Origin of the sequence: Nocardioides alkalitolerans DSM 16699 (assembly GCF_000426525.1) — a bacterium.
Taxonomy (GTDB): Bacteria; Actinomycetota; Actinomycetes; order Propionibacteriales; family Nocardioidaceae; genus Nocardioides; species Nocardioides alkalitolerans.
Genome location: NZ_AUFN01000015.1, coordinates 53,861 through 76,142, shown reverse-complemented (window position 1 = coordinate 76,142; position 22,282 = coordinate 53,861). Strand labels below are relative to the sequence as shown.

The window sequence follows — 22,282 nt, the reverse complement described above, 5'->3', positions numbered from 1 at the left end:
GATGCTGACGAACGTGGCCGTGCTGGCCTTCGAGGGGGTCGCGCCGTTCGAGCTCGGCGTGCTGTGCGAGGCCTTCGGCATCGACCGCTCCGACGACGGGCTGCCCGTGCTCGACTTCGCGGTCTGCTCCGACGGCGCCCGACCCGTGCCGACCTCGATGGGCTTCTCCATCGCCCCGAGCGCCGACCTCGCGCGGGCCGCCGAGGCCGACCTCGTGGCCGTGCCGGCCATGTCGAGCGGGGAGGAGCCGCCCGGCCCGTTCCTCGACGCGCTGCTCGCGGCCCACGACCGCGGCGCCCGCATCCTCTCGGTCTGCTCGGGGGCGTTCACGCTGGGCGACGCCGGCCTGCTCGACGGCCGCGAGTGCACCACGCACTGGCGCTACACCGACGAGCTCGCCCGACGCTTCCCGGCCGCGACGGTCGTGCCCGAGGTGCTGTACGTCGACGCCGGGCAGGTCGTGACGAGCGCGGGCTCGGCCGCGGGCATCGACGCGAGCCTGCACATCTGGCGGCAGGAGTACGGCGCTGCCGCCGCCAGCACGGTCGCCCGCCGGATGGTCGTGCCGCCGCAGCGCTCCGGGGGGCAGGCCCAGTTCATCGAGCGGGCCGTCCCCGACTGCGATGCCGAGACCCTCGGCCCGCTGCTCGGCTGGATCGCCGGCAACCTCGCCGAGGACCACAGCGTGGAGTCCCTGGCGCGGCGCAGCCTGATGTCGGCGCGCACGTTCGCCCGCCGCTTCCGCGCGGAGACCGGCACGACGCCGCACGCCTGGGTGACCCGGCAGCGCGTGCTGGCCGCGGAGGAGCTGCTCGAGCGCAGCAGCGCGTCCGTGGAGTGGATCGCCCGGGAGGTCGGGTTTGGCAACGCCGCCACGCTGCGCCACCACTTCCTGCGCGTGCGCGGCGTCAGCCCGCAGGAGTACCGGCGCACGTTCGCGTGCGCCGCCGAGGCCGGCTGACCAGGCCGGCGGGAACCCGCGGCCACGTAGGGTTCCGGGCGTGACGACCACCGACATCACCGTCCGGGGCCGCGCCTCGGCCAGCGCCCCGCCCGACCGCGGCACCGTCCACGCCCAGGTGCGGGCCGACGCACCCGTGAGCGCCGACGCCTACGACGTCGTCGTGGCGGGCGTGGCTGCCGTGCGCGGCTCGCTCGAGGGCCTCCACGACACGGACACCGGGCCCGTGCGCACCGTGCACGTGGACGACGTGCAGCTGGGCGCCGAGCGTCCCTGGCGTCACGACGGCGAGCGCGGGCCGCTCGTGCACCACGCCGTCGCGGGCGTGCGGGTGGAGTTCGACGACGCCGTGGCGCTGGGCCGGTGGCTGAGCGAGGTCGCGGGCGTCGAGGGCCTCCAGGTGCAGGGCGTCGAGTGGACGCTCCTGCCCGAGCACCGCGCGCGCCTGGTCCGTCGGTTGCGGGCCGAGGCCGTGCAGGACGCCCGGGGCGCGGCCGAGGACTACGCCACCGCCGCCGGGCTGGGCGTGCCGACGTACGTCGCGATCGCCGACGCCGGGATGCTGGGCGGCGGCGAGCCGGGCCACCACCTCCTGCGCGACCGCGGCCCGTTCGTAGCCATGGCGGCAGCCTCCGGCGGGGGCGACGCGCACCTCGAGATGTCGCCGCGGGACATCGAGGTCGTGGTGGCCGTCGACGCCCGGTTCACCACGGGCACCCCGGACGGGAGCGCGCGGGCATGAGGGTCGGGCTGACGGGCGGCGTGGCCGCCGGCAAGAGCACCGTCTCGCGGATGCTGGCGGAGCTGGGCGCGGTCGTCGTCGACGCCGACCTCCTGGCCCGCGAGGTCGTGGCGCCCGGCACCGAGGGCCTCGCGGAGGTCGTCGCGGCCTTCGGGCCCGCGGTGCTGACGGCCACGGGCGAGATGGACCGTCCGGCCGTGGGCGCCATCGTGTTCGCCGACGAGGCGAAGCGGCGCGTGCTGGAGGCGATCATCCACCCCCGGGTGCGGGCCCGCGGGACCGAGCTGGAGGCGGCGGCCGCCCCGGGCGCGCTCGTGGTCCACGACGTCCCGCTGCTGGTCGAGACCGGCCAGCCGGCGGCGTTCGACGCCGTCGTGGTGGTCGACGTGCCGGTGGAGACCCAGGTGGCGCGCATGGTGGGCGACCGCGGGATGACGGAGGCCGACGCCCGGGCCCGCATCGACGCCCAGGCCACGCGCGAGCAGCGGCTCGCGGCTGCGACGTACGTCGTCGACAACACCGGGACGCACGACGACCTCCGCCGGAGGGTGGCGGAGGTCGTCGAGGAGCTGCGGCGCGCGTCACCCGCGTGAGGCGCGGGCCGCAGGGTGGTCGGTCAGGCGGCGAGGTCCGGGTCGGCGAAGCCGCGCAGCTTCTGCAGGGCCTCCCGCTCCAGCTGGCGCACACGCTCGGCGGAGATGCCGTGCTTGGTGCCGATGTCGGCCAGCTTGTGCTGGCGACCGTCGCTGAGGCCGTAGCGCGAGCGGATGATGTCGGCGGAGCGCTCGTCGAGCAGCGAGACCAGGTTGCTGAGGCGGTCGCGGGACTCGGTGTCGAGCACGGTGAGGTCCGGGCCCGGAGCGGTCTCCTGGGCCATCAGGTCGCCGAGGGAGGTGTCGCCGTCCTCGTCGACGGGGGAGTCGAGGCTGACGTGCTCACGGCCCCACGACATGAGGTCGGTGACGCGCTCGACGGTCATGTCGAGCTCGACGGCGATCTCCTCCGGCTCCGGGTCGCGGCCGAGCTGGCGCTCGAGCGTGCGACGGGCGCCGCTGACCTGGTTGAGCTCCTCCACGACGTGCACGGGGAGGCGGACGACGCGGGCCTGCTGGGCGATGCCGCGGGTGATGGCCTGACGCACCCACCAGGTGGCGTACGTCGAGAACTTGAAGCCCTTCGAGTAGTCGAACTTCTCGACCGCCCGGATGAGGCCGGTGTTGCCCTCCTGGATCAGGTCGAGCATCGGCATCTGCGACCGGCCGTACTTGCGGGCGATGGAGACGACGAGCCGCAGGTTCGCCTGGATGAAGGTGTCGATCGCGCGACGACCCTCCTCGGCGAGCCACTCGAGCTCCTCGCGGTTCGCGGACTTGGGCGCACCGCCGTTGCGGCGGCCCACGCGACCCTCGGCGAGCAGCTGCTCGGCGAAGAGGCCGGCCTCGATCGTCTTGGCCAGCTCGACCTCGGTGACGGCGTCCAGCAGGGGCGTCCGGGCGATCTCGTCCAGGTAGAGGCCGACGCTGTCGCGACCTTCGATGTCGCGGTTCACCGTCGTGCGGGTCGTGGTCCTTGCGGTGCGTGTGGACATGGGACGCCCTCCTCGTCGGTACGCCGCGTGCGGGTGGCGACGTACGTTGGTGTAACTGGTTCGACGCCGTACAGATTCCCGATGGGTGCTCGGGAGGTTCGTCGTGCGCTCTCTTCAGTCCAGACGAGTGACCGGTTCCCAGAGTTGCCGGATTCACCGAATCTCAGGGACTTCTCAGTCCCGACGGGCTCCTCTCAGTCCAGAGGGGTGACCTGGGGCGTCTCCTGCGCGAGACCCATGCGGTCGAGGATCCACGCGAGGCTGAACGCGCGGTCCTTCCAGGCCTGGTAGCGGCCCGAGACACCACCGTGCCCGGCGGCCATCTCGGTGCGGAGCAGGAAGTCCCGGCGGCCGACCGCCGTGGCCCGCAGGCGCGCCACCCACTTGGCCGGCTCGACGTACAGGACCCGCGTGTCGTTGAGGGAGGTCTCGGCCAGGATCGGGGGGTAGTCGACGGCGGCCACGTTGTCGTAGGGCGCGTAGGCGAGCATCCGGGCGTAGACCTCGGGGTCGCCCTCGGGGTTGCCCCACTCCTCGTACTCCCCGACGGTGAGCGGCAGGCTCGCGTCGAGCATCGAGGTGAGCGCGTCGACGAACGGCACCGCCGCGACGATGCCGCCCCACAGCTCGGGGGCCTGGTTGACGACGGCGCCCATGAGCAGGCCGCCGGCGCTGCCGCCCTCGGCGACCATCCGCTCCGGGGTCGTCCAGCCCTCGGCGACCAGGTGCCGGCCGCAGGCGATGAAGTCGGAGAAGGTGTTCTGCTTGTGCTCCATCTTCCCCTGGTCGTACCACCGGCGGCCCATCTCGCCGCCGCCCCGCACGTGGGCGATGGCGAACGCCGCCCCCCGGTCGAGGATCGAGAGCCGGGCGATGGAGAAGTACGGGTCCATCGAGGCCTCGTAGGACCCGTAGCCGTAGAGGTGGAGCGGAGCGGGGGTGCCGGCCTCGACGGCGTCGGCCACCTCGCGCCGGGCGACCAGCGAGATCGGCACGCGCTCGCCGTCGGGAGCGGTGGCCCACAGGCGGCGCTCGACGTACGCGCCCGGGTCGAAGCCGCCGAGCACGGGGGTACGGCGCAGCAGGCGCAGGTCGCGGGTGCGCACGTCGTAGTCGTAGACCGAGGCGGGCACCGCCAGGGTCGTGTAGCCGATGCGGACCGTCGGCTGGTCGAACGCGGGGTTGCCGCCCGACTCGATCGTGTAGAGCTCGTCGTCGAACGAGACCAGGTAGTCGTCACCCAGGCCCCGCGACCGCTCGCCGGTACCCGTGCCGTCGAGCTCGATGATGCGCAGCTGGGTGAGGCCCTCGCTGCGCTGGTGCACGACGAGGTGGCCGGCGAACGCGTCGACGGCCTCGAGGCGTACGGCGGGGTCGTGCGGCACCAGGTCGGCCCAGGCGTCGGCGGGGGTCGGGGCCACGGGGGCGACCCCGAGCGCGAAGTCGGGGCCGGTGGCGTTGTGGAGCACGAGGAACACGTCCTCGCCGCCCAGGACGGCGTGCTCGAGGCTGTACTCCAGCCCGTCGACGCGCTCGGCGAAGAGCTGGAAGCCGGCCTCGGGGTCGTCGGCGTCGAGGTAGCGGAACTCGGTGGTCGTCTTCGAGCCGGTGACGATCATGAGGAACCGGTCGCTGCGGGAGCGGCCCACGCCCGTCCAGTAGCGGGCGTCGGGCTCGTGGAAGACGAGCTCGTCGTCGGCCTGCGCCGTACCGAGCACGTGGCGCCAGACCTTGTCGGGGCGCCAGGTGTCGTCGACGGTCGTGTAGAAGACCGAGGCGGAGTCGCGGTCCCAGGTCACGCCGCCCATGACGCCCGTCAGCTCGTCGTCGAGCAGCGCGCCGGTGGCGAGGTCCTTGATGCGCACGGTGTAGCGCTCGTCGCCGACCGTGTCGGTGGCGTAGGCGAGCAGCGCCGTGGTCGGGCTGATCGAGGAGCCGCCCAGGGAGAAGAACTCGTGCCCCTCGGCCAGCTCGTTGAGGTCGAGCAGCAGCTGCTCGCCGGGCAGGGCGGGCTCGTCGGGGGAGGAGTCCGCGGCGGGCTCGGGCGGCGTCCAGTCGGCCTCGTCGGTGACCGGCACGCGGCAGCTCGCGCCGTACTCGCGGCCCTCGAAGGAGCGGGAGTAGTACCAGAACCCGCGGTTGCGCACCGGCACGGAGAGGTCGGTCTCCTGGGTGCGGTTGCGGATCTCGGTGAAGATCTGCTCGCGGAGGCCCGCGAGGTGCTCCGTCCGGGACTCGGTCCAGGCGTTCTCGGCCTCGAGGTAGCCGATGACCTCGGGGTCCTCCTTCGCCCTCAGCCAGTCGTAGGCGTCGACGCGCTCCTGGCCGTGGTGGACGGCGGTGACGGGTCGGGACGCGGCGACGGGCGGCTGAGCAGCGGCGGTGGACTCCATGCTCACGACACTATCGGCCGTCCGGAGACCCCCCGGGGGCGGCGGGCCCGGCCGCCGGCTCGGCTGCGGGGGGCTCGGCGGCGGGGCTACGGCGCCAGGGATGCAGCGCGGGGTCGTCGGCCTTGAACGAGCGCACCGGGCCCGGCGGGGTGCTCGCCGTCTCGAACCGCACCGTCACCACTCCCCGGCCGGAGCCCCACACCCAGCCGCGACCGTGCTCGTCGTGCTCGACGTCGGCGCCCGCCGGCCACTGGTCGGCGAAGCGGGCGAGGGGCTCGTCGAGGGGGTCGGCCTCGGAGCCGGTCGGAGCGGTGACCGGGTCGGCTGTGGAGTCGGCGGTCGGGTCGGCGGTGGGGTCGGCGGGGTGCCCGTCGTCCGTGGTGACCTCGACGGTCTCGCCGAGGCCGGCGGGCACGACCGGGGCCGGCTGGGCGTCCGGCCCCTGGGGGTCGGGCTCGAGCATGCTGAAGAGGTCCTCCTGCACCCAGTCGGCCAGGCCCGAGACCCCGACCCCCAGGAGCCGGACGCCGCCGCCGAGGTCGGCCGTGGTCGCGAGCTCGGTGAGCAGGGCCTTGGCCACCCGCGCGACGGTGGCGCCGTCGTCGACCGGGGCCGGCAGGGTGGCCGAGCGGTTGACGGTGGTGAAGTCGGCGAGACGGACCTTGATGGTGATGGTGCGGCCCGAGAGACCCGCCGAGCGCAGGCGCTCGGCCACGCCGCCCGCCTGCCGCGCGAGCAGCCCGGCCATCAGCCCGACGTCGACGATGTCGGTCTCGTAGGTGCCCTCCGCACTGACCGACTTGGTCTCCCGCTCGGCCACCACCGGTCGCTCGTCGCGCGCCCGGGCCAGGGAGTGGAGCACCGCGCCGTGGGCCTTGCCGACCTGGCTCACGAGCTCGTCGAGGCCGAGGCCCTCGAGGTCGGCGACGGTACGCACGCCGGCGCGCCGGAGCCGCTCGGCGGTCGCGGGGCCCACCCCGGGGATGACGGTGACCGCCATGGGGCGCAGCAGCTCCTGCTCCGTGCCCGGGGGGACGACGCGGAGGCCGTCGGGCTTGTCGAGGTCGCTGGCCACCTTGGCGACGAACTTGGAGGTGGCGAGACCGACGGAGGCGGTGAGCCCGCCGGTCGCCTCGTGCACCCGGTCGCGGAGCACCTGGGCGAACGCGCGGACGGTCTCGGTCTCGAGGTCGGGCAGCAGGGGGTCGTCGGCCGCGGCGAGGTCGACGAAGGCCTCGTCGAGCGAGAGGGGTTCCACCAGCGGCGAGACCTCGCGCAGCAGGCGCATCACGATCCCGCTCGCCTCGCGGTAGGCGTCGAAGCGGCCCCGGAGGTAGGCGGCGTGCGGGCACCGCGCGCGGGCCTCGCGGGTCGACATGGCCGAGCGCACGCCGTACACCCGGGCCTCGTAGGACGCGGTGGCGACGACCCCGCGGCCGGCGGTGCCGCCGACGATCACCGGCTTGCCCCGCAGCGACGGCTTGTCGCGCTGCTCGACCGACGCGAAGAAGGCGTCGAGGTCGAGGTGGAGGACGGACGCGTGGGTCCGTCGACCGAGAGGCAGGGGCACGGTGCACCACGCTAGTCGCCTCCGGTGACGGACCGCTTTTCGTCCCCAGGGCGCGGATCGGGGCTGGTCGTCCCCAGGGAACGGACGCGCGGGCTGGCGGACGATCGGCCCGGGGAGGCCTGCAGGCATGACCGACCACCGAGAGACCTCAGTCCCCGCCCACCCCACCGACCCCGCTCGCGCCACGGACCGCGATCCCCAGCGCCTCCGCCTCCGCGGACCCGACGACCTGCTCGCCGCCGTACCGCTCGTGCTCGGCTTCACGCCGTCCGACTCCCTCGTCGTGCTGACGTTCGGGGCGAACGGCGTCTCGTCGCCGGAGCGCAGCGGGTCCGGCGCGCCCCGTGACCCCGAGGACGGGCCCGGGCTGCACCTGCGCATCGACCTGCCGGCCGACCCCGCCGACCTGCCCCTCGTCGTCGAGGAGGTCGTCGCGCCCTGCCGTCGGTACGGCGTCGCGATCGTCGCCGCGGTCGTCTACAGCGACGACCACGCCCTCGCCGAGGCGACCGCCGACGGGCTCGCGGAGGCGTTCGACGAGGCCGGCATCCGCGTCGTCGACCTCGTGCGCGCCGACGGCAGCCACTGGTTCGCGCTGGCGGCCGGGGGCGGGGTCGACCCGGGCGCGGGCGACCCGCAGGGCACGCCGTACGACGCGGGCTCCCACCCGGCGCGCACGGAGGCCGTCGTGCGCGGTCGGGTGGTGCACGCGAGCCGCGCCGACCTGGCGGCGCTGCTCGACCCGCTGCCCCGGCCCCGGCGGGCCGGGGTGGAGCGGGCGGTCGCGATGGAGCGCTACCGCCAGCTGCCCCGGACGGGTCCGGCCGAGTCCGCCTGGGTGACGACGACGGTGGAGCGGGTGACGGCCGTGACCGACGGCCCGGACGGGCCCGGCGTGCTCACCGACGACGAGGCCGGACGCATGCTGCTCGCCCTCGAGATCGGCCAGCACCGCGACGCGAGCTGGGTGCACCTGACGCGCGAGACCTCCGCGGCCCACCTCGCGCTGTGGAGCGACCTGCTGCGGCGCTCGCCGGCGGGCGTGCGGGCGGCGCCGGCCGCGCTCACCGGCCTGGCGGCGTGGCTCCACGGCAACGGGGCCCTCGCCTGGTGTGCCGTCGACCGCTGCCTGGCGGAGGTGCCGCAGCACGGGCTCGGCCGGCTCGTCGGTGACCTGCTGGCGGCCGCGACGCCCCCGTCGTGGTGGGACCAGACGGCCGAGGTGCGCCGCAGCCCTGCCTGAGCCGTCCACGGGGGAGTCCGCGGCGGCGGCGTGTGACGTGGGGCGCACTACGCTGCCGCCATGGGTGACGAGGTCGAGCTGCAGGAGTTCTCGCGTGCGGACCGCACCAAGCACCGCGAGAAGGTGCGTCGCTCGCTCGACGTGCTGGCGCGGATGCTGCGGGAGAACGCGTTCGAGGCCGACGACCCGATGACGGGGCTCGAGGTCGAGCTCAACCTGGTCGACGCCGACGAGGACCCGGCGCTGAAGAACGCGGAGGTGCTCGCGGCGATCGCCGACCCGGACTTCCAGACGGAGCTCGGCCAGTTCAACGTCGAGATCAACGTGCCGCCTGCGCGGCTGCGGGTGCCCGACGACGCCGACCCGGCCGACGGGGGAGGCCTCACGGTCTTCGAGGAGAACCTGCGGCGCAGCCTCAACGACGCCGAGCGCGCGAGCACCGAGGTCGGCGCCCACCTCGTGATGATCGGGATCCTGCCGACCCTCGAGCAGGGGCACATGAGCCGCGCGACGCTCAGCCCCAACCCCCGCTACGCGCTGCTCAGCGAGCAGATCCTCGACGCCCGCGGGGAGGACATCGCCATCGACGTCACCGGCGTCGAGCGGGTCGAGACGACCACCGACTCGATCGTGCCCGAGGCGGCCTGCACGAGCATGCAGATCCACGTGCAGACGAAGCCGGAGGAGTTCGCGGCGTACTGGAACGCCTCGCAGGCGATCGCCGGCGTGCAGGTGGCGCTCGGCGCCAACGCGCCGTACCTGTTCGGCAAGGAGACGTGGCGCGAGACCCGGATCCCGCTCTTCGAGCAGGCCACGGACACCCGCAGCGAGGAGCTCAAGGTGCAGGGCGTGCGGCCCCGGGTGTGGTTCGGCGAGCGCTGGATCACGTCGGTGTTCGACCTCTTCGAGGAGAACGTGCGCTACTTCCCGGCCCTGCTCCCGGTGACGGAGGACGAGGACCCGCTGGCCGTGCTCGAGGCGGGCGGCACGCCGCAGCTCACCGAGCTGCGCCTGCACAACGGCACGGTCTACCGCTGGAACCGGCCCGTCTACGACATCGCCGACGGCCGGCCGCACCTGCGGGTGGAGAACCGTCTGCTCGCGGCGGGCCCGACGGTCGTCGACATGATGGCGAACGCCGCCTTCTACTTCGGCCTCGTGCGGGCGCTGGCCACCGACGAGCGGCCGCTGTGGTCGCGCATGTCGTTCAGCGCCGCCGAGGAGAACTTCCACGTCGCGGCGCGCCAGGGCATCGACGCGCAGCTCTACTGGCCGAACGTCGGCCAGGTGGCGGCCACCGAGCTCGTGCTCCGGCGGCTCCTGCCGCTGGCCCGGCAGGGACTGGAGAGCTGGGGCTCGACGACCGCGGAGATCGACCGGCTGCTCGGCATCATCGAGCAGCGCTGCCTGCTCGGCACGAACGGCGCGGAGTGGTTCGTGCGCCGGGTGAAGGCGGAGGGCGACCGGGAGCGGCACGCCGCGCTCCGGGCGGCGCTGCGGGACTACCGCACGCGGATGCACACCAACGAGCCCGTGCACACCTGGGACTGAGGGTCCCGCCCGGTACCGGGCCGTCAGCGGGTGGCGCGCATCCGCCGCCAGGTGCGGCGGCCGTCGCCGACCGGGTCCCACCACCCGTGGCGGGTGACCACGACCGGCACGAGGTCGACGCCGAGCTCGGCGCTCGCCGTACGCGTCGCGGCCACCCACGCGAGGTCGGCGTCCTGGACGTCGACGTCGCCGGGCCGGGTGAGCCAGACGAGGTACGACGGGGGAGCGGCCGGCGCGACACGCAGGTGGCGGACGGCGCCTCTGGACTCGCGCAGGAGGAGCCCGTCGACCAGGACCGTGAGGGCGTCGGCGCGCAGCGCGTGGTCGTCGAGACCGGCGGCGGGCATGGAGCGGCTCGCGCCCGCGGGGCGTCCGACGTGGACGGCGGCGGGGAAGACGCGCCGCCGACCGGACGCCACGAGCTGGCGCACCGCCTCCCGCAGCTCGGCCGGCGTGGTGCCGGCGGGGGCCTCGGTGGGGTGCGTGCTCACGGCCACGACCCTGCCCGGCGGCGGCGTCGGCGGCCAGCGCTCCTCCACAGGGGGCCGCGGATCCGCTAGCGTGCCCAGCAGCCGACGACCGCGTCGGTGGGCCCGGCGCCGAGAGCGTCGGTCTGCACGTCGGACCAGCGCAGCGAGGAGCCAGTCGTGACGACGATCGTGGTGGGGTACGTCGCCAAGCCCGAGGGCGAGGCGGCCCTGCAGAAGGCGCTCGAGGAGGCCACGCTGCGGGGTGGCCGGCTGGTGCTCGTGAGCGCCCAGCGCAGCGCGGGCGACGGGGAGGCCGAGCTGGTCGGCGCCCGCGAGACGCTCGCCGCCTCCGGCATCGAGCACGAGGTGCGCGTGACGACCGGGTCGTTCGAGCCGGCCGAGGACCTCCTGGCCGTGGCCGAGGAGCTCGGCGCGGGCCTCATCGTGATCGGCCTGCGTCGCCGTACGCCCGTCGGCAAGCTGCTGCTCGGCAGCAACGCCCAGCGGATCCTCCTCGACGCCCAGGCCCCCGTGCTCGCGGTCAAGGTGCCCTGAGGCGTTCGTCGGCCGGCTCTCACGATTCCCCTGGTTTCCCCGGTCGGCCGGGGAATCCGGGACTGGGCGGCCTGTGCATTGCCCGCCCAGTCCCGGATTCGCCCGCCCAGTGGTGGTGGAGTGACGCGTGGAGTGGGGGGCGAACCCCGCGCCGCCCGATACGCCGGGCGTGCTCCGGTGCCACCAGGCGGCACCGGAGCGCACCTCTGGGTCTGAGGCGCTCGGCCACCGCTGCCGGCGTGCGGCAGGATGACCCCATGGCCATCCAGATCACCGGTGACGCCGCTGCCGACGCGGTGCTCGACTCCGACCCGTTCGCGCTGCTCATCGGCATGATGCTCGACCAGCAGTACCCGATGGAGCACGCCTTCCGCGGCCCCGCCAAGGTGCTCGACCGCTTCGGCACGTTCGACCCGGTCCGCATCGCCGAGGCCGACCCCGAGGAGTTCGCCGCGATGTGCGCGACGACCCCGGCGATCCACCGGTTCCCCGGCTCGATGGCCGCCCGGCTGCAGGAGGTGGCGCGCATCGTGGTCGAGGAGTACGGCGGCGACGCGGCCGCGCTGTGGCGCGACGTGCCGACGGGCAAGGAGCTGCTCAAGCGGGTCATGGCGCTGCCGGGGTTCGGCAAGCAGAAGGCCCAGATCTTCGTCGCGCTGCTCGCGAAGCAGCTCGACGTACGCCCCGAGGGTTGGGAGCAGGTCGTCGGGGACTACGCCGAACCCGGGTTCCGCTCCGTGGCCGACGTGGTCGACCCGGAGTCGCTGCAGAAGGTGCGCGACCACAAGAAGCAGGTGAAGGCCGCGGCCAAGGCCCAGGCCTGACGCCGGGGTCCTACGCCCCCGGCAGGTCCGCCGCCGCGCGGACGACGGCCGCCACCTCCGGTGACGTGCTCGTCGCCGGCCACGCGAGGACGGTCGTGATGAGCGGGGCGTCGTCGACCGGCACCGCCACGTGCTCGGGCCACTGCCAGGCACGGCTCGAGGCCGGGATGACGAGCAGCGCGCGGCCGAGCGCGACGAGCTGGGCGAGCGCGGACTGGGTGCGGATCTCCGGCCCCGGGCCCTCCGGGTAGGTGCCGTCGAGGCGGGGCCAGCGGGCCATGGGGAGGTCGGGCACGGCACGGACGTCCGCCATCGTCACGCGCTCCCGCTCCGCCAGCGGATGGGTGCCCGGAACGATCGCCACCTGCGGTTCGGTGTGGAGGTCCTCGGTGTCGCAGCCGGCGAGGTCGTCGACGGGCCGGTGCATGAGGGCCACGTCGGCCCGCCCGTCGCGCAGCAGCTCCGCCTGCTCGCCGACCTCGCACAGCAGCACCTCGACCGCGGGCACGCGGGGGTCGGCGGCCCACGCGTCGAGGAGCCGCTGCAGCACCGCGTGGGACGCGCCGGCCTTCGTCGCGAGCACGAGGGAGCGGTCGGGTCGGGCCGCCCGTCGCGTACGTCGTACCGCGGCCGCCACGGCGTCGAGCGCGGTGCGGGCCTCGCGCAGGAGCACCTCGCCGGCCTCGGTGAGCTCGGTGCCGCGACGGTCGCGACGGAGCAGGTCGACGCCGAGCCGGCGCTCGAGCTGACGGATCGCCCGGGAGAGGGGCGGCTGGGCGATCTCGAGCCGTTCGGCGGCGCGTCCGAAGTGCAGCTCCTCCGCGACGGCCACGAAGTAGCGCAGCTCGCGGGTCTCGACGAGGTCCACGGGCCGAACCTACCGGCTGTTACCCCGCGGGTATCACGGTCGACCCGATCGGTCGTGGACGACCGGGTCGGCCCTCGGGAGCATGGACGGCATGACGACGAAGACCGCGCTGGTCACCGGCGCGAACAAGGGGATCGGTCTCGCCATCGCCGAGGGGCTGGGTGCGCTCGGCCACCGGGTGGCGGTGGGCGCGCGCGACGACGTACGTCGGGAGGAGGCGGTCGAGCGGTTGCGGGCGGCCGGCATCGACGCCTTCGGCGTGGCGCTCGACGTGACGTCCGACGAGAGCGTCGCCGACGCGGCCCGTGCCCTCGACGCGGCGGGCGGCCTCGACGTGCTCGTCAACAACGCGGGCATCGCAGGGCGCACCGACGGCGGCGCGCAGGACCCGACGACGCTCGACCTCGACGTGCTGCGCACGGTGCTCGACACGAACGTGGTCGGGGTCGTCCGGGTGACGAACGCGATGCTGCCGCTGCTCGAGCGGTCGGGGTCGCCGCGCATCGTGAACGTCTCCAGCAACATGGGGTCGTTGGAGCTGCGGACGGGGCCGGTGATGGCGGCGTACGCGCCGTCGAAGACGCTGCTCAACGCCCTCACGGTGCAGTACGCCCGCCGGCTCGCCGACACCCCCGTGATCGTCAACGCGGTCTGCCCCGGCTACGTCGCGACCGACTTCACCGGGTTCGCCGCACCGCGCACGGCCGCGCAGGGAGCAGCGATCGCGGTCCGCCTCGCGACCGTGCCCGACGACGGCCCCCGCGGGGGCTTCTTCGACGACGAGGGCCCGATCGCCTGGTGACCGGCCCGCCCCTCAGCCCCGTCGCGCCGTGACCCTGCGGAGCGTCGTGCGCGGCAGGCCCAGGAGCGCCGCGACGCCGAGCGCGCTGCGGGGCTCGAACGGCTGGCGCCACAGGCCGCCGTGGGCGGCGGTGTCGGAGAAGAGCGCCTCCGGGTGGCTCGTCGGGTCGCCGGCCGGGGCGAGCGTGTCGGCCACGAGCTTGGCGGCCAGCAGGGGCGCGACCGTGGCGGGCTCGAAGATCTCGACGCCGAAGCGGCCGGCGCCGGCGTACGCCGCGGCGAGCACCGGGTTCTTGGTGACCGACCGGGTCCAGGAGGCGGGGGCGACGGTGGTCGAGACCCGGTGGCCCGTCTGGTGGGCCGTGGTCGCGCGCCAGCGCTGGATCCGCTTCGCGAGGGCGTAGTTCGGGCCCTGGACGTCGACGAGGGTGTCGATGAGGCCCCACACCTCGCCGTCGTCGCCGTGCAGGTCCTCGACGTACGTCGGTCGGAACAGCCGGCGACCGCTCACCCGGTGGGCCAGGCGGTGGGGGCGTCCGTTCCAGCCCGCCTGGCCCGCCCGCTCCCGCGCCTGGCGGACCGCGTCCGGCGGCACGAGGAACGTGTCGGTGGGCGTGTTGAGGTAGGCGAGCAGCGCCTCTGGACGCTCCTCGAGGGTGTCGCGGGCGAGCACGTCGGCGGCGACCGTGACCTCGACGTGGCGGCCGCCGTCGGCGTACACGTGGGTGCCGAGCACCGGGACGGCCTCGGCCTCGCGGCGCTGCCGCAGCCAGGGGCGTACGGCGTCGAGGTCGCTCGCCAGGTCGGCACCGACGAGCACGGCCTCGCCCGCCCCGGCGGCGACGAGGCCGCGCACCCGGTCCTGGACGCGCGGGGTCGGCACGTCGAGGGCGACCACGTGGGCGCCCCAGCGCATCAGGGTCGCCAGCGGCCCCATCGCCGCGCCCGCGCCGAGCAGGACGACCTCGTGGCCGGGCAGGGAGAGGGAGGACGGGTCGTCGACGACGGTGGTGACCGCGGCGGCGAACCCGGGCTCCACGACGCCGGCCTCGACCCAGCGGTCGAGCTGCTCCACCAGCCGCGGGCCGTGCAGCGTCTCGCCGCGGTAGGGCACCTCGACGCGCGTCAGGCGGTCGCGCCCGCCCCGCACCACCTCGGGCGTCACCGTGCTCCGACGGGCGTCGTCGGCCGGGCGGTGGTCACCGAAGCGCTGCGCCACCGGGGTCTCGTCGCCGTCGGCTCCGACCCAGACGAAGCGCTCGCGGGCCGACGCGAGCCCCTGCTCGGCGATGCGTCGGGCCGCCGGCGCCGCGGCGGCCGCCGCGGTGGAGGCCGCGAGGTGCCCGAGGTAGTCCTTCCGCCAGGACGCGGACGCCCGGACCCGCTGCGCGAGCGCGTCGTCGACCCCGGTGAGGGAGTCGGCCACGACGGCGATGCCGGTGCGGGTCGTGCTGCGCGACCCGTCGGTGGTGGGGAAGCGGACGCCGGCGACGTCGTCGTCGGCCGGGGTGGTGCGGCGGGCGGTGCTGATGGCGAACACGTCCTCGGGGTCGGGGAGCAGGGCCACCATTCTGCGCCCTGCCGGGGCGGCGTAAAGATTCCGTCAAGGGTCGGCCCGGCTGCCATCGTGCGGGCATGGTGACCGTTCAGAACGCCGTCTACTGCCCCGACGGCTCGAAGCTGGAGCCGGAGTCGCTGGTCGTCACCTTCGAGCTGGTGCGCGAGCGGCACGGCATGGGATGGATCGGGCTCTACCGGCCGACGGCCGACGAGATCTCGGCCGTCGCCGAGGAGTTCGAGCTGCACCACCTCGCCGTGGAGGACGCCGTCACCGCCCACCAGCGGCCGAAGCTCGAGCAGTACGGGCCCGTGCTCTTCACCGTGCTCCGGCCCGCCCGGCTCGTCGGCGACGACGCCCGGGTGGAGATCGGCGAGGTGCACGTGTTCGCCGGCCCCGACTTCGTCGTCACGATCCGGCACGCCGAGTCGCCCGACATCGGCGCGGTCCGACGTCGGCTCGAGCACCAGCCCGAGCTCCTGGCCAGGGGGCCGTCCGCCGTCCTGTACGCCGTCTTCGACCAGGTCGTCGACGAGTACGCACCCGTGGTCACGGGAGTCGAGACCGCGGTCGACGTGGTGGAGGCGGGCGTGTTCGCGGGGGAGGAGGACATCTCCCGCCGGATCTACGACCTCTCGCTGCAGCTCAACGACCTGGACCTCGCGACCCGTCCGCTGCCGGACATGGTGGCGGCGCTCTCGCAGTGGTTCGCGGACCACGACGTCGACCAGGAGCTGGCCCGCCTGATGCGCGACGTCGACGACCACGTGCAGCGCGTCGTCGATCGGATCGAGCGCCTGCGCACCCGCCTCCAGAACATCCTCACGGTGGACGCGACGCTCGTGGCCCAGCGGCAGAACCGCCAGATCCAGGAGCTGGCCGAGGCGACGTACCGCCAGAGCGAGCAGGTGAAGCGGATCTCGTCGTGGGCCGCGATCCTCTTCGCCCCGACCCTGGTGCCCACGGTCTACGGGATGAACTTCACCCACATGCCCGAGCTCACGTGGACCTTCGGCTACCCGATGGCCCTGCTGCTCATGGTCGCCATGTTCGGGCTCCTCCACCTGCTCTTCCGCCGACGCGGCTGGCTGTGACTCCGGACGCCCCGCCCACCGGTCGGAGCGTCACGGCTCGAGGGTGTAGCCCAGTCCGCTCGTCGTGACGAGGTGGCGGGGGTGGGCGGGGTCGCGCTCGATCTTGCGGCGCAGCTGCGCGGCGTACACCCGCAGGTAGTGCGTCTGCTGGTCGTAGGCCGGCCCCCAGACCTCGCGGAGGATGGTCGCGCGGGGCACGAGCCTGCCGAGGTGGCGCGCGAGGAGCTCGAGGAACGCCCACTCGGTGGGGGTCAGGCGCACCTCGGCCCCGTCGCGGTGCACCTTCTTGCGGGCGAGGTCGATGGTCAGGTCGCCCGCCTCGACGAGCGACACCTCCGTCTCCGCCGACGCGCCGCGTCGGACGGCCGCGCGCAGGCGCGCGAGCAGCTCGTTCATCGCGAACGGCTTGGTGACGTAGTCGTCGGCGCCGAGGTCGAGCGCCTCCACCTTGTCCTCGCCGTGGTGGCGGGCCGACAGCACGACGATCGGCACGGTGGTCCAGCCACGGAGGCCGGAGATCACCTCGGTGCCGTCGAGGTCGGGCAGCCCCAGGTCCAGCAGGACGACGTCGGGGTGGTGCGTGGCCGCCGCGGCCAGGGCGCTGCGACCGTCGCCGGCGGTCACCACCTCCCAGCCGTGGGCACGCAGGTTGATGGCGAGGGCCCGGGTGAGGTCGGGCTCGTCGTCGACGACGAGCACCTTCACGCCGACGCCCCGACCGGACCCGGGTGCCGCGGCACCGACAGCACCATGGTGAGGCCGCCGCCCGGGGTGTCCTCGGCGCTGAGGGCCACGCCGATCGCCTCGCTGAGGCCGCGCGCCACCGCGAGGCCCAGCCCGAGGCCGCCGGGGGAGGTGTCGTCGAGGCGCTGGAAGGGCTCGAACATGCGCTCGCGCAGCGCGGGCGGCACGCCGGGGCCGCGGTCGACGACGAGGATGTCGACGGTGTCGGGCAGCACGTGGGCGAGCACCCGGACCCGGACGCCGTTCGAGACCCGCACGGCGTTGCCGACGAGGTTGGCGACGACCCGCTCGAGCAGACCGGCGTCGGTGAGCACCAGGGGGGCTCCCTCGTCGAGCACGAGCTCGACGGTGCCGTCGGCCGAGTGGGCGCCGACGGCCAGCGGCAGGATCTCGTCGAGCGAGCGGGGGAGCAGGGTGGGCCGCACCAGCCCGGCCTGCACGCGGGAGAGGTCGAGCAGGTTGTCGATGAGGCGCTCCAGCTGCTCGGTCGACGACCCGAGCGAGCCGAGCAGGGCGTCGCGGTCGCCGGTGGCCAGCTCGGCGCCGGAGGTGAGGCCGTCCACGGAGGCGCGCATGGTGGCGAGCGGGGTGCGCAGGTCGTGGGAGACGGCCCGCAGCAGGGCGGTCGAGGTGGCCTCGGCCGACTCCAGCGTGGCGGCGTGCTCGTCGCGGGCGCGCAGCCGCCGGTACTCCAGCACCAGCGACGTCTGCAGCGCGAACGCCTCGAGCACCCGGCGGTCGGTGGCGCGCAGCGGCTCGCCGCACAGCACGAGCAGGTGCTGCTCGTCGACCTCGACGCGGGTGTCGCCCTCCTCGGGCGTCCGGGCGCAGGGGCTGCCGGCCGCCGCGACGACGCTCCACCCCGCGGCGCCGCGCCGCAGCAGCGCCACCGCGTCCTGCCCGAACGTCTCCTTGAGCCGGGTGGTGATCGCCTCCGCGGTGTCCTGGCCGGTCAGCACCGAGCGCGCGAGGCCGCTCATCGTGGCGGCCTCCGTGCGGGCGCGTACGGCGTCCGCCGCGCGGCGCGACGCCCGGTCGACGACGGTGGCGACCCCGACGGCGACCGCGACGTACACCAGCAGCGAGAGCAGGTTGGCCGGCTCGGCCACCGTCAGCACCCCGGTCGGCTGCGTGAAGAAGTAGTTGAGGACGAAGAAGCTGATGACGGCCGCCGCCAGCGCGGGCAGCAGACCGCCGACGAGCGCGACGACCACGGCCCCGGCGAGCAGGAGCATCTCGGCGAGCGGCAGCTGGTCGGTCTCGTCGAACGCCTGGAGGCCCGCGGTGAGCAGCACCGGGAGCAGCACGGCGGCGACCCAGCCGAGCGCCTGGCGCACCCGGCTCAACGGGGAGAGCGCGGGGCGGCGCCAGCCGGTGCTCCGGGAGACCTCGTCGTGGGTCACGAGGTGCACGTCGACCGCGCCGGCCAGCGAGGCGATGCGGTCGCCCGTCGTACCCGTGAAGAGGCGGCGGAGCCGGCCGTGGCGCGAGACGCCGACGACGATCATCGTCGCGTTGGCCGCGGCCGCGAAGTCGACCACGGCCTGCGAGACGTCCTCGCCCGACACGGAGTGGAAGGTGCCGTCGAGGGAGGCCACCAGCTGCTGGGCGCGGCCGATCCGGCCGGTGTCGGGAGTGCGGAGGCCGTCGGTGGCGATGACGTGCACGGCGAGCAGGTCGGAGCCCGACGCGCGCTGGGCCAGACGCGCGCCCCGGCGGATCAGCGTCTCGCTCTCCGGGCCGCCCGTGACGGCCACGACGATGCGCTCCTTCGTGGGCCAGGAGTGCTCGATGCGGTGGGCCCGCCGGTAGTCGCCGAGCGCGTCGTCGACCCGGTCGGCCAGCCACAGCAGCGCCAGCTCGCGCAGGGCGGTGAGGTTGCCGACGCGGAAGTACGACGTGAGCGACGCGTGGGCGTTCTCGGCCTTGTAGATGTTGCCGTGCGCCATGCGGCGGCGCAGGGCCTCCGGCGACATGTCGACGAGCTCGATCTGGTCGGCGGTCCGCACGACCTCGTCGGGCACCGTCTCGCGCTGCCGGACGCCGGTGATGCGCTCGACCTCGTCGTTGAGCGACTCCAGGTGCTGGATGTTGACGGTGGTGATGACGTCGATGCCGGCGGCCCGGATCACCTCGACGTCCTCCGCCCGCTTCTCCCGCGCGCTGCCCGGCACGTTGGTGTGGGCGAGCTCGTCGACGCAGACGACGGCGGGCCGCCGGGCGAGCACCGCGTCGACGTCGAGCTCGGTGAAGCTCGCGCCCTTGTGCTCCACCCGGCGCCGCGGCACGACCTCCAGGTCGCCGAGCTGCTCCTCGGTGTGGCGGCGGCCGTGGGTCTCGACGTAGCCCACGACCACGTCGGTGCCGCGGGCGCAGCGTCGCCGGGCCTCGCCGAGCATGGCGTAGGTCTTGCCCACGCCCGGTGCGCCACCGAGGTAGACCGTCAGCCGGCCCCGCCGCCGCTCCTGGCCCGCCCGCTCCAGGTCGACCCGCCCCTGCTCCATCCGTCCGCTCCCTCGCCCGTTCCCGGCTCCGTTCACCCGCGTCCAGCAGCCTCGCGCACCGCGACGTTCAGCAGCAGGACGTTCACCCGCGGCTCGCCGAGCACGCCCAGGGTGCGGCCCTCAGTGTGCGCGACGACGAGCGCGTCGACCTCGTCCTCGGGCAGGTCGTTCGCCGCGGCGACCCGCGGCGCCTGCAGCTCGGCGTACGCCACCGAGATGTCGGGGTCGAGCCCGGAGCCCGACGCGGTGACCGCGTCGGGGGGCACGTCGGCCACCTCGACGCCCTCGCGCTCGGCCACGACGGCCTGGCGCTCGGTGATCGCGGCGAGCAGCTCGGGGCTCTCGGGGCCGAGGTTCGAGCCGTACGACGACAGCGGGTCGTAGCCGTCGCCCGCCGCCGAGGGGCGGGGCTGGAAGAGGGTCTCGTCGGTGACGCTCTGGCCGAGCAGCTCGGAGCCGACGGCCTGGTCGGGGTCGGTCGTGCGCGACCCGTCGGCGGTGACGAGCGAGCCCTCGGACCGCCAGGGGGCGGCGACCGCGGCGAACCCGGTGACCGCCAGGGGGTAGGCGAGGCCGAGCAGGAGCGTGGCGACGACGAGCACCCGCAGCCCGGCGAGGCTCTGGCGGAACAGGTCGTGGAGGTCCTTCATGGTGGGGGTGTCCGTTCTCGGCGTCAGAGGCCGGGGAGCAGGGAGACGACGAGGTCGATGAGCTTGATGCCGACGAACGGGGCGATGAAGCCGCCGACGCCGTACAGCAGCAGGTTGCGACGCAGGAGGGCGTCCGCGGCGGCCGGCCGGTAGGAGACGCCGCGCAGCGCCAGCGGGATGAGCGCGACGATCACGAGGGCGTTGAAGACGACCGCCGAGAGGATGGCCGACTCCGGGCTGGACAGACGCATGACGTTGAGGACGTCGAGCTGCGGGAACGCGACGACGAACATCGCGGGCAGGATCGCGAAGTACTTCGCGACGTCGTTGGCGACCGAGAAGGTCGTGAGGGCGCCGCGCGTGATGAGCAGCTGCTTGCCGATCTCGACGACGTCGATGAGCTTCGTCGGGTCGGAGTCGAGGTCGACCATGTTGCCGGCCTCCTTGGCGGCCGTCGTGCCCGTGTTCATGGCGACGCCGACGTCGGCCTGCGCGAGCGCCGGGGCGTCGTTGGTGCCGTCGCCGCACATGGCGACCATCCGGCCGCCGGCCTGCTCCTCGCGGATCAGGGCCAGCTTGTCCTCCGGCGTGGCCTCGGCGAGCACGTCGTCGACACCGGCCTCGGCGGCGATGGCCCTCGCGGTGACGGCGTTGTCGCCCGTGATCATCACGGTGCGGATGCCCATGGCACGCAGCTCGGCGAACCGCTCGCGCATGCCGTCCTTCACGACGTCCTTCAGGTGGACGACGCCGAGCACCCGGGCGGGTGCGTCGCCGATCCGCTCCGCCACGACGAGCGGCGTGCCGCCCGACGAGCTGACGCGGTCGACGATGGCCCCCAGCTCGGCGGTCGCGTCGCTCGTCGTCGGCGCTCCCGTGCCCGAGACCCACGCCGCCACGGCGGAGGCGGCCCCCTTGCGGATCACCCGGTCACCGACGTCGAGACCGCTCATCCGGGTGGAGGCCGAGAACTCGACGAGCGTGCCGGACGCGGCCTCCGCCTCGCCGTCGACCTCCGCGGGGCGGCCCGCTTCGGCGGCCTCGCGCCGTACGAGCGTGACGATGCTGCGGCCCTCCGGCGTCTCGTCGGCCAGCGACGCCAGCAGTGCAGCGGCCGCGAGGTCGGTCTCCGGTACGCCGGCCAGCGGCAGCAGGGCGGACGCCTGCCGGTTGCCGTGGGTGATGGTGCCGGTCTTGTCGAGCAGCAGCACGTCGACGTCGCCCGCGGCCTCGACGGCGCGACCCGACATGGCGAGCACGTTGCGGCGCACGAGGCGGTCCATGCCGGCGATGCCGATCGCGGAGAGCAGGGCGCCGATCGTGGTGGGGATGAGGCAGACCAGCAGGGCGGTGAGCACGAGCACCGACTGCCGGGCGCCGCTGAAGTCGGCGACGAACCACAGCGAGGCGCACACCGTCGCGAAGACGATCGTCAGGGTGCTCAGCAGCACGTTCAGGGCGATCTCGTTGGGGGTCCGCTGGCGCTCCGAGCCCTCGACCAGGGCGATCATCCGGTCGACGAACGACTGGCCGGGGTCGGAGGTGATGCGCACGACGATGCGGTCCGACAGCACGACGGTGCCGCCCGTGACGGCGCTGCGGTCGCCACCGGACTCGCGGATCACCGGCGCCGACTCGCCCGTCACCGCCGACTCGTCGACGGACGCCACGCCCTCGACGACGTCGCCGTCCCCGGGGATGCGCTCGCCCGCGACCACGACGACGACGTCGCCGGCCCGCAGCTCGGTGCTGGGCACCTCGTCGGTGGGCAGGTCGCCGAGGCTGCCGGCGTTGCGGGCCTGGTTGCCGCCCCGCACCCGGCGCGCCGTGGTCTCGGTCTGCAGGGCGCGCAGGCTGGCCGCCTGGGCCTTGCCGCGGCCCTCGGCCACCGACTCGGCGAGGGTGCCGAACACGACGGTGAGCCAGAGCCAGACGGTGACGAGCCAGCCCATCAGGCTGGGGTCGAGCGCGGTGAGCACGGTGGTGGCCGCCGCGCCGACCTCGACCACGAGCATCACGGGCGTGGCGAGCAGGGCGCGGGGGTCGAGCTTGCGCAGGGCGCCGGGCAGTGCCTCGGCGAGCTGGCCGGCGGTGAGGACGCCGGTGGTGCGGGTGGGCGGGGACGCGTCGTCGGGGGCGGCGTCGCGTGCGGTGGCGGGCGGTTCG

At 74.6% G+C, this 22,282-nt stretch carries 19 protein-coding genes; 9 read left to right on the top strand and 10 right to left on the bottom strand.

Annotated features, from left to right (window positions below; all coding sequences use genetic code 11):
- Position 1 precedes the first annotated feature (1 nt).
- The 3 genes from K329_RS0114855 to coaE are packed head-to-tail and all read left to right on the top strand — an operon-like array spanning position 2 to position 2,296.
- Positions 2-961, top strand: a complete 960-nt coding sequence (locus K329_RS0114855) for a GlxA family transcriptional regulator (RefSeq protein WP_028473668.1) — start codon at positions 2-4, stop codon at positions 959-961.
- Positions 962-1,001: 40 nt separating this feature from the next.
- Entirely contained in the window at positions 1,002-1,703 is a 702-nt protein-coding gene (locus K329_RS27050) for an SIMPL domain-containing protein (protein ID WP_052336938.1), read from the top strand.
- Positions 1,700-2,296, top strand: a complete 597-nt coding sequence (coaE, locus tag K329_RS0114845; RefSeq protein WP_028473667.1) for a dephospho-CoA kinase — start codon at positions 1,700-1,702, stop codon at positions 2,294-2,296. Before K329_RS27050 ends, coaE begins: the two co-directional genes overlap by 4 nt.
- 23 nt (positions 2,297-2,319) lie before the next feature.
- Here the strand turns inward: coaE and K329_RS0114840 are convergent, their stop codons facing one another.
- The 3 genes from K329_RS0114840 to K329_RS27045 all read right to left on the bottom strand — a co-directional run bounded on the left by K329_RS0114840 (position 2,320) and on the right by K329_RS27045 (position 7,254).
- Positions 2,320-3,291 (bottom strand): sigma-70 family RNA polymerase sigma factor, encoded by a 972-nt coding sequence (locus K329_RS0114840; RefSeq protein ID WP_052336937.1) that lies wholly within the window; start codon positions 3,289-3,291, stop codon positions 2,320-2,322.
- Positions 3,292-3,485: 194 nt separating this feature from the next.
- Positions 3,486-5,684, bottom strand: coding sequence for a S9 family peptidase (locus tag K329_RS0114835; protein ID WP_043643792.1), 2,199 nt, complete (start codon positions 5,682-5,684; stop codon positions 3,486-3,488).
- Between the two features lie 10 nt (positions 5,685-5,694).
- The gene (locus K329_RS27045; RefSeq protein WP_245596568.1) at positions 5,695-7,254 is read right to left on the bottom strand and encodes a DNA polymerase IV; all 1,560 of its coding nucleotides are present in this window, start codon (positions 7,252-7,254) and stop codon (positions 5,695-5,697) included.
- A gap of 127 nt (positions 7,255-7,381) precedes the next feature.
- On the opposite strand from K329_RS27045, the gene K329_RS0114825 reads away from it, so the two are divergent.
- Positions 7,382-8,497: a DUF4192 domain-containing protein gene (locus K329_RS0114825; protein WP_028473664.1), complete on the top strand. Its 1,116-nt coding sequence runs from the start codon at positions 7,382-7,384 to the stop codon at positions 8,495-8,497.
- Between the two features lie 60 nt (positions 8,498-8,557).
- Entirely contained in the window at positions 8,558-10,048 is a 1,491-nt protein-coding gene (locus K329_RS0114820; protein ID WP_028473663.1) for a glutamate-cysteine ligase family protein, read from the top strand.
- Positions 10,049-10,071: 23 nt separating this feature from the next.
- Here the strand turns inward: K329_RS0114820 and K329_RS27040 are convergent, their stop codons facing one another.
- A complete protein-coding gene (locus tag K329_RS27040) occupies positions 10,072-10,539 on the bottom strand; it encodes a hypothetical protein (RefSeq protein ID WP_157571750.1) in 468 nt (155 codons plus the stop codon).
- Positions 10,540-10,695: 156 nt separating this feature from the next.
- Here K329_RS27040 and K329_RS0114805 point away from each other — a divergent pair, with 156 nt between their 5' ends.
- Complete coding sequence (locus K329_RS0114805; protein ID WP_028473662.1) at positions 10,696-11,073, top strand: universal stress protein; 378 nt, start codon at positions 10,696-10,698, stop codon at positions 11,071-11,073.
- Positions 11,074-11,330: 257 nt separating this feature from the next.
- Positions 11,331-11,897 carry an HhH-GPD-type base excision DNA repair protein gene (locus K329_RS0114800; protein WP_028473661.1) on the top strand — a complete coding sequence of 189 codons (567 nt, stop codon included), beginning with the start codon at positions 11,331-11,333 and terminating at the stop codon, positions 11,895-11,897.
- A 10-nt stretch (positions 11,898-11,907) separates the two neighbouring features.
- Here K329_RS0114800 and K329_RS0114795 read toward each other — a convergent pair whose 3' ends face one another.
- On the bottom strand, positions 11,908-12,765 hold the full coding sequence (locus K329_RS0114795) for a LysR family transcriptional regulator (protein ID WP_028473660.1): 858 nt from the start codon (positions 12,763-12,765) through the stop codon (positions 11,908-11,910).
- Between the two features lie 91 nt (positions 12,766-12,856).
- On the opposite strand from K329_RS0114795, the gene K329_RS0114790 reads away from it, so the two are divergent.
- Positions 12,857-13,567, top strand: a complete 711-nt coding sequence (locus K329_RS0114790; RefSeq protein WP_211225874.1) for an SDR family oxidoreductase — start codon at positions 12,857-12,859, stop codon at positions 13,565-13,567.
- A gap of 12 nt (positions 13,568-13,579) precedes the next feature.
- Here the strand turns inward: K329_RS0114790 and K329_RS27035 are convergent, their stop codons facing one another.
- Positions 13,580-15,136, bottom strand: a complete 1,557-nt coding sequence (locus K329_RS27035) for a hypothetical protein (protein WP_052336935.1) — start codon at positions 15,134-15,136, stop codon at positions 13,580-13,582.
- 65 nt (positions 15,137-15,201) lie between these two features.
- Between K329_RS27035 and K329_RS0114780 the strand changes: the two genes are divergently transcribed.
- The gene (locus tag K329_RS0114780) at positions 15,202-16,218 is read left to right on the top strand and encodes a magnesium and cobalt transport protein CorA (protein ID WP_028473658.1); all 1,017 of its coding nucleotides are present in this window, start codon (positions 15,202-15,204) and stop codon (positions 16,216-16,218) included.
- A gap of 30 nt (positions 16,219-16,248) precedes the next feature.
- On the opposite strand, the gene K329_RS0114775 is transcribed toward K329_RS0114780, so the two are convergent.
- Genes K329_RS0114775 through kdpB form a run of 4 tightly spaced genes read right to left on the bottom strand, consistent with a single transcriptional unit; the run spans position 16,249 to position 22,173 of the window.
- A complete protein-coding gene (locus K329_RS0114775; protein ID WP_211225873.1) occupies positions 16,249-16,923 on the bottom strand; it encodes a response regulator in 675 nt (224 codons plus the stop codon).
- Entirely contained in the window at positions 16,920-19,466 is a 2,547-nt protein-coding gene (locus K329_RS0114770; protein WP_052336934.1) for a DUF4118 domain-containing protein, read from the bottom strand. Before K329_RS0114770 ends, K329_RS0114775 begins: the two co-directional genes overlap by 4 nt.
- A gap of 32 nt (positions 19,467-19,498) precedes the next feature.
- Complete coding sequence (gene kdpC / locus K329_RS0114765; protein WP_028473655.1) at positions 19,499-20,116, bottom strand: potassium-transporting ATPase subunit KdpC; 618 nt, start codon at positions 20,114-20,116, stop codon at positions 19,499-19,501.
- 23 nt (positions 20,117-20,139) lie between these two features.
- Positions 20,140-22,173, bottom strand: coding sequence for a potassium-transporting ATPase subunit KdpB (gene kdpB, locus K329_RS0114760; RefSeq protein WP_425411481.1), 2,034 nt, complete (start codon positions 22,171-22,173; stop codon positions 20,140-20,142).
- Positions 22,174-22,282 lie beyond the last annotated feature (109 nt).